General features: G+C 35.7%; 13 protein-coding genes. 11 read left to right on the top strand and 2 right to left on the bottom strand.

Annotated features, from left to right (window positions below):
* Position 1 precedes the first annotated feature (1 nt).
* The 6 genes from HMPREF1495_RS05170 to HMPREF1495_RS05145 all read left to right on the top strand — a co-directional run bounded on the left by HMPREF1495_RS05170 (position 2) and on the right by HMPREF1495_RS05145 (position 10,524).
* Complete coding sequence (locus HMPREF1495_RS05170) at positions 2–2,230, top strand: DUF5682 family protein (RefSeq protein WP_034212638.1); 2,229 nt, start codon at positions 2–4, stop codon at positions 2,228–2,230.
* Between the two features lie 9 nt (positions 2,231–2,239).
* Positions 2,240–3,418, top strand: a complete 1,179-nt coding sequence (locus HMPREF1495_RS05165) for a VWA domain-containing protein (protein ID WP_034212636.1) — start codon at positions 2,240–2,242, stop codon at positions 3,416–3,418.
* Positions 3,419–3,430: 12 nt separating this feature from the next.
* Positions 3,431–4,120: a hypothetical protein gene (locus HMPREF1495_RS05160; protein WP_242832864.1), complete on the top strand. Its 690-nt coding sequence runs from the start codon at positions 3,431–3,433 to the stop codon at positions 4,118–4,120.
* Positions 4,121–4,175: 55 nt separating this feature from the next.
* Positions 4,176–4,646 (top strand): GNAT family N-acetyltransferase, encoded by a 471-nt coding sequence (locus HMPREF1495_RS05155; RefSeq protein ID WP_034212634.1) that lies wholly within the window; start codon positions 4,176–4,178, stop codon positions 4,644–4,646.
* Between the two features lie 247 nt (positions 4,647–4,893).
* On the top strand, positions 4,894–5,787 hold the full coding sequence (locus HMPREF1495_RS05150; RefSeq protein ID WP_034212632.1) for an Rpn family recombination-promoting nuclease/putative transposase: 894 nt from the start codon (positions 4,894–4,896) through the stop codon (positions 5,785–5,787).
* Between the two features lie 246 nt (positions 5,788–6,033).
* A complete protein-coding gene (locus tag HMPREF1495_RS05145; RefSeq protein ID WP_034212630.1) occupies positions 6,034–10,524 on the top strand; it encodes a hypothetical protein in 4,491 nt (1,496 codons plus the stop codon).
* 64 nt (positions 10,525–10,588) lie between these two features.
* On the opposite strand, the gene HMPREF1495_RS05140 is transcribed toward HMPREF1495_RS05145, so the two are convergent.
* Together HMPREF1495_RS05140 and HMPREF1495_RS05135 are read right to left on the bottom strand one after the other, a co-directional pair.
* Positions 10,589–13,354 carry an AAA family ATPase gene (locus tag HMPREF1495_RS05140; protein WP_034212628.1) on the bottom strand — a complete coding sequence of 922 codons (2,766 nt, stop codon included), beginning with the start codon at positions 13,352–13,354 and terminating at the stop codon, positions 10,589–10,591.
* A complete protein-coding gene (locus HMPREF1495_RS05135) occupies positions 13,354–14,490 on the bottom strand; it encodes an exonuclease SbcCD subunit D (protein WP_034212626.1) in 1,137 nt (378 codons plus the stop codon). Before HMPREF1495_RS05135 ends, HMPREF1495_RS05140 begins: the two co-directional genes overlap by 1 nt.
* A 184-nt stretch (positions 14,491–14,674) precedes the next feature.
* Here HMPREF1495_RS05135 and HMPREF1495_RS05130 point away from each other — a divergent pair, with 184 nt between their 5' ends.
* The 5 genes from HMPREF1495_RS05130 to HMPREF1495_RS05110 all read left to right on the top strand — a co-directional run bounded on the left by HMPREF1495_RS05130 (position 14,675) and on the right by HMPREF1495_RS05110 (position 18,035).
* Positions 14,675–15,076 carry an SdpI family protein gene (locus tag HMPREF1495_RS05130; RefSeq protein ID WP_034212624.1) on the top strand — a complete coding sequence of 134 codons (402 nt, stop codon included), beginning with the start codon at positions 14,675–14,677 and terminating at the stop codon, positions 15,074–15,076.
* A complete protein-coding gene (locus HMPREF1495_RS05125; protein WP_034212622.1) occupies positions 15,063–15,554 on the top strand; it encodes an NUDIX hydrolase in 492 nt (163 codons plus the stop codon). Before HMPREF1495_RS05130 ends, HMPREF1495_RS05125 begins: the two co-directional genes overlap by 14 nt.
* 64 nt (positions 15,555–15,618) lie before the next feature.
* Entirely contained in the window at positions 15,619–16,491 is an 873-nt protein-coding gene (locus HMPREF1495_RS05120) for a DMT family transporter (RefSeq protein WP_034212620.1), read from the top strand.
* Positions 16,492–16,508: 17 nt separating this feature from the next.
* The gene (locus tag HMPREF1495_RS05115) at positions 16,509–16,964 is read left to right on the top strand and encodes a DIP1984 family protein (RefSeq protein WP_034212618.1); all 456 of its coding nucleotides are present in this window, start codon (positions 16,509–16,511) and stop codon (positions 16,962–16,964) included.
* A 174-nt stretch (positions 16,965–17,138) separates the two neighbouring features.
* Positions 17,139–18,035, top strand: a complete 897-nt coding sequence (locus HMPREF1495_RS05110) for a TIGR01212 family radical SAM protein (RefSeq protein WP_034212616.1) — start codon at positions 17,139–17,141, stop codon at positions 18,033–18,035.
* Positions 18,036–18,040: the final 5 nt, after the last annotated feature.

Below are 18,040 nucleotides of genomic sequence, written 5' to 3'. Positions count from 1 at the left end.
CATGAAAACTTTTGGAATTAGACATTTTTCACCTGCAGGTGCATATTTTCTAAGACAGTTTTTGGATGAAGTAAAGCCTTCACTTGTGCTTATAGAGGGACCGGCGGATTTTGACTTTTTGATAGATGATATTGTCTCAAAAAAACTTGTTCCTCCGTTTGCCATTATGGCATATACAAAGGAAGCACCTATTGACACGATACTCTATCCGTTTGCAGAATATTCGCCGGAGTATCAGGCAATTCTTTGGGCAAGGGAAAATAATACAGAATGTCATTTTTTTGACTTGGAATCCGATATAATTTTGGGACTTGAAAAAAAGAATGACGATACTCAAGAAGAGGAGATTATCTCAGAAACAAATCCAAAGAAAAGTATTGAAACGGATATGGAAGGTTTTTGGGAAAGAACCTTGGAGCAGAGTGAGGATATGCAGGCTTATAGAGCCGGCAGTGCTTTGTTTGGAGAAAGCATAAGAAAAGATACCAATGCAGATGACAAATCCTTTATAAGAGATACAGTCCGTGAAAGCTTTATGAAAAGAAAGATAAAGGAATATATAGAAAAGGGATTTGATACTGAAAAGATAGTGGCTATAACAGGCGCTTTTCATACATCAGCTATTGAAAGTCTTGAAGGAGCAATGTCCGATAATGAATATAAGGCATTGGTAAGAAGAGAATCCAATGTCACACTGATGCCGTATTCTTACTATAGACTTAGTAAAAGAACCGGTTATGGTGCGGGAAATGCGGCGCCGGCGTATTATGAGTTACTTTGGCAGGGATTTTTAAACGGAGATATTACTTATCATGAAAGAAAGTATCTGAGCAGCTTGGCAAAGTATATGAGAGAGCATGGCGGAATCGTTTCATCCGCTCAGGTAATAGAGGCGACAAGGCTTGCAAGAGAACTTGCGATTATTAGAGGAGGCTCTGTTCCCACACTTGAAGATTTAAAGGATGCAAGTATTACCTGTATGGGTGGTGGAAGCTTCGGCGAGATGGCAATGGGATTTGCAGAGACCAATATAGGCAAAAAGATAGGCAGTGTTCCACAGGATGCTATGCAGACTTCTATACAAAGCGACTTTGCTTCTAAACTTAAGCAGTTAAAGCTTGAAAAATATAAGGAACTTGTAGCAACACCGCTGCAGCTTGATTTAAGAGAAAACTTAAGAGTAAAGTCAAAGGATAGTGCTTTTCTTGACTTAAACAGATCGTTTTTCTTATACAGACTTGTTGTACTTGGAATAGATTTTGCCAAGATAAAAAGAAGCAATCAGGATAATGCAACCTGGGCCGAGAACTGGATACTTCAGTGGACACCGGAAGCTGAGATACAGATAGTTGAAAGCGTATTAAAGGGAGATACTATAGCGGATGCAGTAGCATTTGTATTGAGTGAAAGGCTATTAGAGGCTACAAAGATATCTGAAATAGCGGATGTTATAGAAGATGCGTTTAATTGCGGACTTCCTAAGATAGTTGAGGGTGCAAAAAGAAGTCTTGATGAGACGGCAAACGGTGCAATAGCTATGTGTGATATTGCGGATACCGTGAGCAAACTTTCAAATATGATTTCATTCGGTGATATCAGAAAACTGGACAGAGAACCTCTGATACCTATTGTCAAAAGACTTTGTATCAGAGCTTCACTTATGCTTGTCGGGGAGTCGGCATGTGATGATATAGCGGCAGCTGCATTGGCTGAGGATATTCAAAAAATACATAATGTTTTTATGGTACAGGACTTTTTGGATGAGAGCCTTTGGTTTGATAAGCTTACAGAACTCTCAAATAGAGATGATCTGAATACAAAAATTTCAGGACTTGCTACAGCAATACTGCTTGATGCAGGTAATATAGATGAGCCGACTCTTAGAAAAGAGGTATCAAGACGACTTTCTGTAGGTATGCCTGCAGAACTTGGTGCAAACTGGTTTGCAGGTCTGTCTATGAGAAATCATTATGCTCTTATAGGGAGACTTACACTTTGGGAAAGCCTTAGTGAGTATCTGGATACCTTGGATGAAGAGGAATTCAGACGTTCGGCAGTTTTTTTAAGAAGAGCTTTTGTAGAGTACAGCGCTAAGGAAAAAGATATGATTGCCGAAAATCTTGGTGAAATATGGGGACTCAATGCTCAGGAAGTAAGTGAAATAATAAACTCTGAGATAAAGGAAGTAGACACTGAGATTCTCGAAGACTTTGATTTTGGAGACTTTTAGGAGATATAAATGGATACAAATGACAGACTGAGGCGATGGAGACTGATACTTGGTTCTGAAGCACAAAAAAGAATGGAAGGTATGGGAGACGGACCGGATTTAAGTCAGGAAGATCTTATGATGGATACGGCACTTGATGCCATCTATAACAGAGATATGAAATTCGGCTTCGGAGGAGGAGCCGGGAAAGGTGCATCAAGTCCGCAGATAAGCAGATGGCTTGGGGATGTGAGAACACTTTTTGATAAGGATATTGTAAAGATAATTCAGTCCGATGCTATGGAAAGATGCGGCTTAAAGCAGCTGATATTTGAACCTGAGCTTCTTGAAAATATAGAGCCGGATATGCATATGGCAAGTATGATACTTACCCTAAAGGATCAGATACCGAAACAGAGTAAGGAAAATGCCAGAGAGTTTATAAGAAAAATAGTGGAGCAAATAAATGCTTTGCTTGAAACGGATTTAAAAAGGGCGGTTACAGCAAGTATAAACAGAAAGTTGCATTCTCCTATTCCGTCAGCATCCGCACTTGATTTTCAGACTACTATAAGAAAGGGTATCAAAGACTACAATACAAAGTTAAAGAAAATAATCCCTCAAAAGTATTATTTCTTTGAGAGAAGCGCTACAACCGCCGCCAATAAATATACTGTTATTTTGGATATTGATCAAAGCGGTTCTATGGGAGAGTCGGTAATATATTCATCTATAATGAGCTGTATCCTTGCCAGTATGAGTGCTATAAAGACTAAGGTTGTGGCTTTTGATACCAATATCGTGGACTTAAGTGAAAAATGCGAGGACCCTATTGATTTACTTTTCGGATTTACTCTCGGCGGTGGAACAGATATTGAAAAATCAATAAAGTATTGCACTAAATATATTGAGAACCCGAAGAAGACGATTTTCTTTTTGATTTCAGACCTTGAAGAGGGCGGAAACCGTGCAGGACTTCTCAGAAGATTGACACAGATGAAGGAAGACGGTGTTATTGTGATCTGTCTGCTTGCCATATCAGACTCAGGCAAACCTTATTATGATGCAAATATGGCACAAAGAATTGCAAATAACGGTATTCCATGTTTTGCAGCCGCTCCGCAGATGTTGCCGAGGCTCTTAGAAAAAGCAATGAAAAATGAGGATATGAGTGAGTTTGCAACTGGTAAATTTGGTGTGGAAAAATAAGAAGATAAGAAAATGAGAAAATTATTTACTGTTACACTGGGAATGCTCTGTGCGGCTTCAATTATGGGTTGCGGCGTAAAGGCAGATAATACAGAGACTCAGGAAACAACTATAGCACAGGAGAGTACCGTTACTAAAGAAGCAGAAGAAATAAATGAAACAAACGAATCTGCACCTATAACAGGTGGATGGGGAATAAATAATAATTTTGACGGAACAGATAATGCAAATGCTATGTCAGCTTTTGAAAAGGCCACAGAGGATTTGGATGGATACAGATATGATGTAGTGGCGGTACTTGGTTCGCAGATTGTTGCCGGAACAAATTATTTATATCTTTGCAGAGCGGAAATTGTAGTACCGGATGCCAAGCCGGAGTATGTAATTTTAAAGGTATATGAGGACTTGGAAGGAAATGCTGAAATTACAGGTAATCTCAGACTTTTGGAAGGAAAAGAAGGCTGGGAATACAATGATGCAAATCCTTATATGGATGAAAATGAAGAGGTCAAGGCTGCTTTTGATAAGGCACTTGAAGGCTTGACAGGAGCGGAGTATAAGCCGATTGCATATATAGGTCATAAGGATAATTCATATGCAGTGCTTACAAAGATAACCATTGTTTCGGTAGAACCTATGACAAGCCTTTCGGTTGTGTATATAACTGCTACAGAAAGCGGAGCAATGATCGATAATATATGATATTGATTTAGATTTAGAGGCTGTTTCGAATAATTAAAATTTATAAGGGGGAAATATGAATTTCAGATTTGCAAAAAAAGAGGATTGCGCTTTAATACTTTATTTTATAAAAGAGCTGGCATCATATGAGAAAATGCTTGATGAAGTGGTTGCTGATGAGAAGATTTTAGAAGAGTGGATCTTTGATAAGCAGAAAGCGGAAGTTGTTTTTGTAATGGAGAATGAAAAGGAAGTCGGGTTTGCACTTTTCTTTCACAACTTCTCTACATTCTTAGGCAGAGCCGGAATATATCTTGAGGATCTTTTTGTACTGCCGGAGTTTAGAGGAAGAGGATATGGTAAGGCCTTATTAAAGAAACTGGCCTCAATCGCTGTAGAGAGAGGCTGTGGCAGACTTGAGTGGTGGTGCCTTGACTGGAACAAGCCGAGTATTGACTTCTACCTATCTCTTGGTGCCGAGCCGATGTCGGACTGGACCACATACAGGATAACAGGGGATACATTAAGGAGGATGGCGGAAGCGTAAAAAATACAATTGATACAGTATGATAAGTTGAATAGACTGGTACACTTTGTGTAGTAGTCTATTTTTTTATATTTTAATTCATAGTATTTAATGATATAATATTGAATTTTTTTAATATATAAGATAATATATTATATATCTTACATGACTTATATTTCTAAATTTTCTTAAAATTCTAAAATCAAACAATATTAATCCCCGATGGAATAGATAGTAATTTTAATTTTTGGTATAATAGGGAGGAGACATGAGAGAAAAAGATGTAACTCAAAAAATGTTGGAAAACTATAATGATGTTTTCGCAGATGTTTTAAATGTACTTTTATTTGACGGTAATATGATAGTTGATGAGGGTAAACTTACTGATGCTTTACCAATGAGTATGCTGAAAGTGGACGGAAGAGTCAGAACTCAGGACAGAGATGTTGCAAAATATTGGAACAAGAATAAAATAAATATGGCATTTTTGGGATTGGAAAATCAAACCGGCCCTGATAAGTTAATGCCATTTAGAGTCTTTGGATATGACGGTGCAGAGTACGTAAAACAAAGCAGGAGGGAAAACAGGAATGAAATAAAATATCCTGTAATTACTTTAGTATTATATCTTGGATTTGACAGAAAGTGGGAATATCCCAAAACACTTTTTGAAATACTTGAAATAGAAGAAAATATAAAACCTTATGTTAATGATTTCAAGATAAATCTTTTCGAGATAGCATATTTAGATAGAGAAAAGATAGACTTATTTAAAAGTGATTTTAAAATATTGGCTGACTACCTGTACCAAATGAGAGTAAATAGGGACTATGTACCTGATAAAACTGTAATTGATCATGTAGAAGAATTGTTAATGTTGATGGCTGCAATGACCGGAGACGGAAGATTTGAGGAAACTATAAATGATTTGAACGGAAAGGAGAGAGTGACTATGTGCGAAGTACTTGATAGAGTAGAGGCAAAAGGCATTGAAAAAGGAATTGAAAAAGGAATTGAAAAAGGAGCGGATATAGTAAGCAAGTTGAATGAAATATTGGTAAGGGAAGGGGATTTGGAAAAAATTCTTAAAGCTAATACTAATAAGGAATACAGAAATGAATTACTTAAAAAGTATAATTTGATGGATGCTTTTAAAAACTGAGTTTATAATGGAACTTGAAACAGGGTACTGTAAAATCTGATTTTGCAGTACCTTTTTTATTTTAAATTATATAGGCAAAAAATCAGTGGTACAGGCACTATTTGACTACTTTTACATAGTATTTACAACTTTTTTGTTATATAAGTAAATTAGCTTATTGTATAAAAATAAAGGAGGAATGTGACAAAAAATACAGAACAGAATGGTGGTATATTGTTAAAAAATAATGATTTTTGAGGGAAGGATATGAAAAGAAATATTTTGAGATGCTTTATGGCATATATTTTAAGCATATTACTGTTAAGTAACAGCTTGGAAGTATTTGCAAGTACTTTGACAAACGGGATAGAGATAACATCAGAAACCGAAGAAAGAAGTGATACCGTTATTTCAAAGGCAACGGATTCAAATGCAAAAGAATGGGAATTTACGTATTTCGGACCTTCTACATCTACAATTACAAATACTGTAAATGATGATGCAGATATAGATGGAGAAATAATTTTAAAATCGGCAACATATAAAAAAGACGGAAGTATAAATAAAAAAGGTGGAAAGTTCGTGTCTTCCGATCCTGCTGACGGAATAAGTTTCTATTATACAAAAATAGATCCGAGTAAAGAAAATTTTATTCTTGAGGCGGATGTAAGGATTGATTATATGAATCCGAAACCTGACGGACAGGAGGGATTTGCACTGATGGTAAGGGACTCTATAGGTGAAAAAGGAGATCCGGCAAGTTCGGAATCAAATTTGGTATCTATAGGTGCAACACAACTTCCTAAGGGAGAACTCAATTCTACAAGTCAAGTAAAAGATATGCTTGGAGTAAGGGCATACACAGGTATTGATAATAAGATAAAGCCTAATCCCGATACATTTAAAGTTTACAGATTAGGATTTGACAAGGACGGAGGCAAGGTAAGCAGTGGAGATACTTACAGAGTCAGGTTGGAGAAAAATTCTTCAAGCTATGTTGTATATCAGCTTGCTATGGACGGCTCTGAGCTTTATAAGTATGAAATTCCTATACAGGCAAAGGATATTCGTGCAAACAGTATAAGCGGATATGAAGAGTTAAACGACCCTATGAATGTACAGGATCGTTTTGCATATGTAGGATTTGCTGTTGCAAGAGGTATGAATGTCACATATTCAAATATAAAATTTGAAAAGAGTGAGTTTGATGCAAATGATTGGAGACCTCAAGAAAGCAGATATATAGATCTACAGGCTAAGATTACAAGTCCTGATACTGCGGCAGAAGAAAATTATACATTAGTGTTTAAAGCCAATGCAAACGGATCGGCTAAAATTTATCAGGATAATGTACTTAAAGACAGCGTGGAAGTCGTTAATAATGAGGAACTTAAGAAAGATTATGATTTATCAGCAGGTAAAAACTTCAGTGTTGAGTTTACCCCGGAAGCAGGTTATGAACCTGAACCTTTTGTGAAGCTTAAATCTTATGAAACTGTTACATTAAATAAAAGTGTATCATTAAGGACTATAGGAAAAGACTCTTATATATATGTATCAAATACAGGCTTGGATGAAAATGACGGTTCAGGGTATGATAATGCAATAAGCTTGGAGTCTGCAATAAAGTATGCGAAGCCGGGGCAGACAATATTATTGAAGCCTGAAGTTTATGATATGTCAAATAAGTCTCTAATTGTACAAAAGGGAAGAAACGGAAGAGAAGATAATCCTATAAGAATACAGGGAGACGGTGGTTTTGCAACATTAGACTTTAAGAGAAGCGGTAAGGGATTTAGCCTTGGCGGAGATTATTGGGAACTTAAGCAGTTTAATATTGCGAATACTGCAGACGGATATAAAGGACTTGGAATCTCGGGAAGCCATAATACAGTGGAAAGGTTAAATTTGTTTAATAACGGAACAACCGGACTGCAGATTTCAGGGAGCAGCGAAGATTCTAAAGATAAATGGCCGAGTTACAACTATATTTTAAACTGTACGTCAATGAATAATGCCGATTCGGCTATGGAAGATGCTGACGGATTTGCAGCTAAGATCACATCGGGAGTAGGTAATGTTTTTGACGGTTGTATTGCGGCATATAATGCTGATGACGGCTGGGATCTGTTTGCCAAAGTGGCAACCGGGTCTATAGGAGATGTAACAATAAAAAATAGTGTGGCTTATAGAAACGGATATATACTGATAAAGAACGGCGGTAATAAAAAGAACTTTGAATTTGCACCGGGAACAGTGGATGAGTACGGAAATTTGTCGTTTGAAAAGCCTAATATAATGTTGGATGCCGGAAACGGTAACGGATTTAAAATGGGTGGCTCAAATGTATCCGGTGCACATAAACTTGATAATTCAATTTCATATGAAAATAAAGCAAAGGGAATTGATTCAAATTCAGGTCCGAATATAAAGATTTCAAATTCAACATCATATAATAACGGAAGTTATAATGTTGCTTTGTATACAAGTGATAAAACATTAAAAACAGAGTTCAGTGCTAAAGGTATATTGTCATTTAGAAAGGGAACGAATATAGGAGAGCAGCTTTCTTTGCAAAGCCAACCGGTTTCAGATGTAATGGACGGAACAACTTTTTATTGGAATAAAGATGAGAATATTTCAAAAAATACTGCTTCAAAAGTAATTACCGTGGATGAAAATGATTTCATTAACCTTAATACTGAAAATGATCCGAAGCGAAACGAAGACGGAAAAATCGATATGAACGGGCTTTTGCTTTTAAAACCGGAAGCTAAAGAAAGGCTTTCTTCAGGTGCAGGAGGTAGAGCTTTTGGGGAAGATGAAAATATAGCAACTGTTTGGGTGGTAGGAGATTCAACCGTTTCAGGTTTTAATGATAATTATTATATTCCAAGGGTAGGATACGGAGAAGAGTTAAAGAACTATTTAAATGCAGAAGTATATAATTTAGCCGTATCAGGAGCATCAAGCAAAGATTTCACAACCATGAAAAACTATGATGTACTCTTAAACGGTAATTCTGATGTACCAAAACTGGGAGATGGTGATAATGAGAAGTTCTTAATTATAGGATTCGGTCACAATGATGAAAAGAGCGAATTATCAAGATATACGGATCCAAATAGTAGTTATGAAAATGAAGGAAGTTTTGCGAATTCAGTATATAAAAATTATGTAAAACCGGCATTGGATAGAGGTGTTACTCCGATAATAGTTACACCGATTGCAAGACTTACAGATGATAACACATCAGAGAGTTATAATTCACCTTCAGGACACATAACCAATGATGTAGTGGTAGGTAATAATATATTTAAAGGTGGTGATTATAGAAAAGCGTTGATTGATATGTCAAATCAGCTAGGTCTTGAATATATTGATTTGACAGAAAAAACAATAGATTTAAATATTGAGATGGGTAATGATGCGAGATATCTATATGCATATACAGGTGCAAAAAAGGAAGGTGATAAACTTGTACCTAAGGGATTGGATAAAACCCATACAAATCTATATGGTGCTAAACGAAATGCATATTTGATAGCGAATGCAGATACAACACTAAAAAAATATTCTAAAAAGAGAGAATACCCTGTAAAGGAAGATTTCTTTGAAGATGCGATTAATAAAGATTATAAAGTCATAGATTATATTACACCTACAGAGGAATCTAAAAACTGGCCTGAATTTTCGGATGTTGAAGGAAATGTATTTACAGGTTCTGTATTTGGTAATGTAGGTGGTGAAGATAAGATTACAGGTGGAGACTTTGAGGTATTCAAGTCAGATAAGAGTATAAATCTTACAGTTAAAAACAACAGGGGAAAGATTGCATCTAATGTAGACGGTATTATGATGTACTATAAAAGGCTACCTGCAAATACGGAGTTTACACTTAAAGCAAAAGTAAAAATAAATGATATTGCAAAAAATGATCAAGTATCATTTGGGCTTATGGCAAGAGATGATATGTATGTCGACAGGTCAATTACAGATAGTATAGGTGACTATGTTGTTGCCGGTTCAAGAATGCAAGGTAAGATAAACGGATTTGGAAGAAAAAATTCGAAATTGCATGATGGTGGTGTTGCAAATATTATTTATCAAAAAGGTGATGAACTTGATCTTACTTTAACAAAAACTCAAGATGGTTACATGGTAAAATATGGAGAAAATGAACCGGTAAGTGCAGGGTTTGATTATCCGTTGACACAAATTGATTCAGAATATATTTATGTTGGATTTTTTGTTGCAAGGAATGCAAATATTACTTTTAGTGATGTTAGTTTAAAATTAAAAGACAATGTCGATAATGAGAATAATAAAGCAGGAGAAAAAATTATTCCTGACACACCAAGTAAAAACAACAATATAACTGAAGAAAAGCCAAAGGATAAATTACCGAATGATGGTAGAGTCGTTATACCGAAGAACTCAAACAGCAAGGCAAAAAACCGCAGGTTGAGTTCATCAAGCGGAAGCTCTTTTAAGGGATCTAAGAAAGTATTTCATAATACTTTTACAGGATGGAAAAAAGAAACCGTAAACGGTCACAATGTTTGGAAATATGTGGAAAACGGAAAGAATGTAACATCTCAGTGGGCATACATATTTAATCCTTATACAAATAGAAATGCATGGTTTAAGTTTGATAAAGACGGAATTATGGAGACCGGATGGATTAATGAAAACGGAATAAATTATTATCTTAGTGAGATTTTAGACGGATCTTTGGGAGAGTGGATTAAAAAATAGTATATAAAACTTTATAATTATTAAAAGGGCTGCAGTAATCGAAAATGACTACTACAGCCTTTGTTTATGCTATTATTTCAGCCCTGCTTCCGCCGGTTTTGTCCTTTTTAACAATAATTTGTTTGTCGATTTTTTGCTTTAGTTCACCCACATGGGAGATGATGCCGATAAGCTTATTGCTGCTTGCAAGTGAGGCAAGGGCATTCATTGCCTGAGCGAGGGAGTCTTCATCAAGTGATCCGAAGCCCTCATCAATAAACATGGTATCAAGCTGTATACCGCCGGCTGAGGATTGTATCTCATCAGAGAGTCCCAGTGCCAGAGCCAAAGAAGCTTTAAAGGATTCGCCGCCTGAGAGTGATTTTACACTTCTGGTAGTACCGTTGTAGTGGTCTATTACATCAAGGTCAAGGCCGCTTTGACCAACTTTACTAAGGGCTTCTTCTCTTCGAACAAGGTCATATTGTCCGCCGGTCATTATCATAAGCCTCGTGTTGGCTCTGGAAATTATTCTGTCAAAATAATGCATTTGAATATATGTTTCAAGCATTATTTTATCCTTTCCCGTGATATTGCCGTTTGCAGTATCTGACAGAGCCTTTACCCATGTATATTTTTTTTCAATATCTATAAGCTCAGAAGATTTTAGCTTTATATTGTCACAGTTTGACTTATTATTTACAATTCGGCTATGAATAGATTCCTTGTTTTTTCTAAGCTGAATTCTGTTTGATTCAAGCTCATTTAGCTTGATTTTTTCGGCTTCAAGGTCAACTTCCTGCTTGCCCTCCATTTGCTTTAAGAGTACATCATTCCTTGCAACTGCGGAGGCAAGATTTTCACTACATTCTTTTAAACTCTTTGTGGCCAGATCTATATCTTTTTTGATTTTTAAAATCTGAGCTTCATTTTTTTGAATTTCCTTGGATGCTTCAAGTTTTGAAGAGAATACCAGCTTTTCTTTTAAATCAATGATTCTTGAATTAAGTGATTTATTCTCGGATTCCAAAGTACTTATAGTATTGTTTATATCAACAATACTGTTTTGTAACTCATCCTTCTTTGTGCGTAACTGAGGAAGTTTTTTTTCAATAGCATCTTTTCTGGAGCTGTTTTTTGTTGCTATTTCAATATTTTCTTCAAGTTCCTTTATATTAGTCTTAAGCTCGCTTATTTTATCCTTTGTAATATCGGTGGCATTACTCATATCAATATCTCCAAGTAACTCTTTAATTGAGTTTACTGTAGTATCTTTCTTTTCATCAAGCACACCTTTTAAGTTTCCTACTTTCTGACTGACTGTATTTGCATCATCATTTGCCTTTGAAACTTTAGATTGAAGAATATCAAGTTCATCTTTTTTTGGCACTTGTGTAGGTTTGATTGCCTTTTTAGGATGTGAGAGTGAGCCACATACAGGACAAGGCATATCATCGACAAGGTTTTCCGCCAAAAGGCCTGCCTGAGAATCAAGGTAAAGATTGTACTTTACTCTAAATGATGCGTCAAGCTCACTTGCCATGAGTTTTTTTTCTTCAAATATTTTCTTCGCTTCTTTATAATTTGCAGAAACTTTTTTCAGTTCTTCCATACTCTTTAACAGAGCTTCAAGCTTTGAAAGACTTTCCAAATGAATTGTTTTTTGATTTTCAAATAAAATCTTTTGTTCACCGGATTTTTGCAGAGCTTTTGCTTCCTCAGTTAAGCGTTCTATTTCAGCCTGTAAATCCTCAATATCTTTAAGAGTTTTTGTGAGTGCTGCTTTATTTTTTTCAATATTTAAAGCATTGCCTTTTAATTTGGATTCCTTTTGGTCCAACTCATCATAGTCAGGCAATTGTGCCTGTATGGTGGCAGATGCTTTGGTAAGTTCTTCCTGAACAGATGTTTTTTTCTTTTCTTCTTCCAATGCATTAGTAAGAGAAGATTTCTCTTCAGTCAACTTTAAAATCCTTGCTTTATTTTGTTCAAATGCTTGCTTGGCTTTAACAAACTCTTCACCACGCTCAATATTTATTTTTAATATATCCAGTTGCTTTTCTATTTCAGTTATAGAATTGTCAGCCTTTTCTTGAGCTAAAGTATCTTCATCTATCAGTTTTTCAATAAGTAAAATACATTCATCAGTAGGCAGGTCGCCGTTTTTTGCCTTTGTGACATCAAGTGACAAAAGCGAAGAGTCGGAACAGTTTATTCCGGCTATGTACTGTGATATGCTTTGCTTGATTTTTGAGCAATCGTTATTAAGTACAGATAATTCGGACTTTAATCTATCCTGCAAATCTGAATAAAGTTTTGTTTTAAAGATATGCCTGAATATTTCAATTCTCTCTTTGGTAGGCGAAATCAACAACTTTAAAAAATCACCCTGTGCAATCATTGCTATTTGGCAAAACTGTTCTCTGTTAATGCCTATAATATTATTTATAGCATTGTCTACTTCCTTTGTCTTTGTAAGAGGTTTTCCGTCAGGAAGAATAAGCTCCACACCTGCTGTTTGCCTGGTAAGTCCATTTCCTCGTTGCGCAGCTCTTTCGTATTCAGGATTTCTTTCTATAGTGTATTCTTTTCCCTTATAGTTAAAAGTGAGGCGAACAAATGTCGGTGTGTTAATATCGGCATATTTTGAGCGGAACATGGAAACTTCTCTGTTATTACCGCTGGGATCCCCATAGAGTGCGTAGGTAATAGCATCAAATATAGTTGTTTTTCCGGCTCCGGTATCTCCGGTTATAAGATAGAGTCCACCCGTACCAAGCTTATCAAAATCAAACTCCGTCTTTCCGGCATAAGGTCCAAATGCTGAAACAGTTAGCTTTATCGGTCTCATTATTTATTCCTCCAAATATCTTCAATAATATTTTCAATAAAATCTTTTTGTATATCGCTTAAATGTTGACCGTTTCTTGACTCGTAGAAAATGTCAAATAATTCCAGAGGTGACTTTGATTCCATATCATTTATAAGATTAATCTCAGAGCTGCTTCTGGTCCTTTGATTGTCATAATCAAGCTTCATAATATTTTTATATACTACACGAAGCCTCGTGATAACATCAAGTATATCATCTTCATCTGTCAATGTTATATGAACATAATCATCAGGGTATGTGGTATTTTCATAAAAGCTCCTTAGCATAAGTTCTTCATATGTTCCCTTCAGCTCCACCATATCTCTAAGTGGTGTAAGAGGGATAAAGTCAAGTTTTATATTACCTTTTTCCTTTATGTCAATAACAGTTATACTTTTAGTATCCTTTGATTCCGAAAAAGAGTATTTTAGCGGAGTACCGCAATATCTTATATATTCACTACCACAGCTTTGAGAGCGGTGAATATGACCAAGTGCAACATAGTCAAAGTCTTTGAAAACCACAGAGTCAACATTATCACTACCACCGACTGATACATCTTCCGACTCGGTGCGGGAAGAACCGGTTACAAACTGATGTGTTACAAGGATATTTCTGCTACTTGTGTCTATATGCATATTTTCAATCACTGTGGAAACTGCATCGGTGTAGGATGTTATTTCTTTATCCGGAAAATATCTCCTTACATGTACAGGTTTAATAAATGGCAACATGTAGATATTTAATTTCCCAAAATCATCATGCACTTCTATAGGTGAGATAGTACCGTTATATACGGGTGACAGATAAATACCGGTTTTGTCAAATAGTCTTGCACCGAAAGCAATACGTTCGGCAGAATCATGGTTTCCGCTTATAATAAATACCTGTATATTTTTTTGTGACAATTTATATAAAAAGTCATCAAAGAGTTCCACAGCTTCTGCAGGAGGGATGGGCTTATCATATATATCCCCTGCAAGTATTATCCCGGTAGGCTTTTCATCATCAATAATATTTAGGATTTTATTAAGTATATAGGCTTGGTCCTCCAACATGGAAAAATCATTTACACGCTTTCCAAGGTGCAAATCGGATAGATGCATCAGCTTCATTTTTTGTTCCTTTCATTTTTGTGAAATCACGATTTATAACTTTTTTGTCCTGAATTTATATTAGAATGGGACTTTAAGTATAAAAATATATATGTTAATATTATAGCATAATAAGGATAGATGTTGGACTTTTTTTGGCTGATTTTATGAATTAGAACAATAATATATGACTGTAGGAGGACTTATGAATTTTTGGATTTTTATGCTTGTAATGAACTTACTTATTCCTTTGGTTATGATAATTTTCGGACGTGTTTTTGAGAAAAAACCGCCAAAAATAGGGATGAGTAAGTTTGCCTTCGGATACAGAACCATAATGTCTATGAGAAATGCCGATACATGGGAATACGCTCATAGATTTTTCGGAAAGCTCTGGTTTAGATTTGGTATTGTATTGGGGTTAATAAGTATAATTGTATTATTCTTTTTTATCGGAAAGGACAAAGACACTGTAGGATTTGCAGGCATGATAATATGCTATGTTCAGATGGCTGTAATGCTTATACCGGTTATTCCGACAGAAATATCACTTAGAAAAAGATTTGATAAAAATGGAAACAGAAAGGATGATGATGAGAAAAATTAAGCTCTGTACGCTATGTTATATTGAGAGAGATGATAAATACCTGATGTTACATAGAGTAAGCAAGAAAAATGATATAAATAAAGATAAGTGGATCGGTGTAGGCGGACATTTTGAAGAACTGGAGAGTACTGAAGATTGCCTTATCAGAGAGGTAAGGGAAGAGACAGGATATGAGCTTTGTGACTTTGATTTTAGAGGTATTGTCACCTTTGTTTACGGCAAAACAGGTGAAGAAGTTATAGAGTATATGCACCTTTTTGTGGGTAGAAATGTAGTGGGAGAGCCTATTGAATGTAATGAAGGTGTACTAAAATGGATAGATAAAAAAGAAGTATTGAATCTGAATTTATGGGAAGGTGATAAAATTTTTCTGAAACTCTTGGAAGAGCGAAAAAACTTTTTCTCACTTAAACTTGTATATAATGAAGATGAGATATTGACGGAAGCTTTCCTGAACGGAAAATCAATGGATATATGATTATAGATGAATTTTTGAAAGCAATATTGTATAATGAAATTAATATTGGATTTGAGGGGGAATTATGGAAAAGAAAATTCGTATAAAGGGTGAAGTATACTTATTACTGTCCGGATTTTTCTTCGGACTGCAACCTTTTTTTGCAAAAATCATATATGCTCACGGTGGCGATGCATACAGTTTGCTTGTGCTTAGGTTTTTGATAAGCGGAACGGTATTTGCAGCTATTTATATGTTAATGGGACAGAGTATATGGTTAACTAAGGATGAGTTTATATCAATATTTATTTTGTCTGTTCCCGAAGTTATTATGTGTATACTGTTATTTTTATCATACAGTTATATATCATCAGGTTTAGCTTCCACATTGCATTTTTCTTATCCTGCAGCTGTTATTTTACTTGAGTTGTTGATTTTCAGAAAGAAAATAAGTAAGATAAAGCTGTTATGTTTATTATTCTGTGCAATAGGTATCGGAGTATTTTATCAACCTGACGGAAATATAAATATCTTGGGAATGGTTATGGCACTTGCTTCAGGTGTGGGATATGCCATATACATTTTAGTGTTGACACATGGAAAAGCCGGTAAGATACCTGTAATTAAAATGTCTGCATGGCTTTCATTTTTACTTGCAATAGAGATTGCAATCGTAATGCTTGTATCCGGTAAGTTCAGATTTCAAATGAATGCCACGGCTATAGGAATGAGTGTGTTTATGGCGGCAGTTATATCTACATTGGCACTTGCAACATTTCAAATCGGTGCACCTATGTGCGGAGCTCAGACGGCGGCACTTCTTAGCACTATAGAGCCGGTGAGCAGTATTTTACTTGGAGTAATATTCCTTGGAGAACATATGAGTCTGAGGATTTTTGTAGGTATATGCTTTATACTGATGTCAATTGTAATTCAAATTAAAGAGAAGAAAGAATAGGATGTGAAGGGAGTTATATGAAATTAGCAGTAGCATTACAGGAAAGAGCGGATCTTAATATAAAGATTGAGGATTTGAAGGCCAGAGTGAACAGAAATGTATTGGTACAGGAAGGTGAAAAGCCTACAGAGAATCCTAAGGATTTGAAAAAGGAACTTGATGCCTGCATAGACAGACTTGAGTATTTGATAGCAGCTATTAATAAGACAAATTGTGAAACAATGGTTGACGGAAAGTCTATTACTGAATTGCTTGCCAGAAAGGACGCTTTGGTGTTAAAGGCAAGTGCATACAGAGATATAGTTTATGTAGGAAGTAGTAATACAGACAGAGCAAGAAGCACTGAGATAAAGATTCTTTCTGTGATAGATGTTAAAGCTTGGCAAAAAGAGACTGATGAGACAGCAAAAGAAATCAGACTTATAGATAATAAGATTCAGGAAACAAACTGGACTACAGAACTTATAGAATAATTTTTTTAGACGGTAGCATATTCAGGGCGAGTAAAAAATGTGCGTTTGCATACATATCGGAGCCTTGGGCAAGCATTTGTTTATAGTTATGCCCCGATAGTGTACAAGTGTATTGTTATAGATAACTGTTATTACCAATTACTGACTGTTTGTGTGAGGGAGGGAAGCGGGATTATGATAAAAACAATATCGGATTATTGTAAAGAAAAATTTGGAACAAAAGTGTATAGATTGGCACTGACTACAGGAGCCACCTGTCCCAACCGTGACGGAAAGGTTGGGGTGGGTGGCTGTAGTTTTTGCTCTGAAAAAGGTTCAGGTGAATTTGCAGTAAGTGCCGATGATATAAAAGAACAAATTGAAAAAGCAAAGACTTTTATCTCTGCTAAGATACCAAGCTCCATAAAGGAAAACGACAGAAAATATATTGCTTATTTTCAATCATTCTCAAATACTTACGGTGATACAAAGAGACTAATCAGCCTGTTTGAACAGGCCATACTAATAGAAGAAATAGTGGCACTATCCATTGCAACAAGACCGGATTGTTTCAGTGAGGATATGTTGAATTCTCTTGAAAAATTAAATAAAATCAAGCCGGTTTGGATAGAGCTTGGACTACAGACAATAAATGAAAATACAGCAAGGGCATTTAACAGAGGATATACACTGGATGTATTTGAAAAGACATATGATGAGCTGAAGAAAAGAAATTTTGAAGTAATAGTACATATGATTCTTGGTTTGCCGGGTGAAAGTAAAGAGGATATGTATAATACGGCACGGTATTTAGGAGAAAAGAGGATAGACGGCATTAAGATACATGGACTCCATATATTAAAAGGAACAAGGCTTGCAAAGGAATATGGAAAGCACCCGTTTAAAATAATGAGTCTTGAAGAATATACAGAGGTACTTATAAATTGTTTAAAAATACTTCCGGAGAGTACAATTATACATAGAATGACCGGAGACGGAGATAAGAAGCTTCTTATTGAACCTATGTGGAGTGCAGATAAGAAAAGGGTGCTCAATTATATAAATAAAAGGATAAGAGAAGAGTTTTTATAAAGCTT

Origin of the sequence: Lachnoanaerobaculum sp. MSX33 (assembly GCF_000512995.1) — a bacterium.
GTDB lineage: Bacteria > Bacillota > Clostridia > Lachnospirales > Lachnospiraceae > Lachnoanaerobaculum.
The sequence above is the reverse complement of the archived record's forward strand: the minus strand, read 5'-3'. Positions and strand labels throughout refer to the sequence as shown.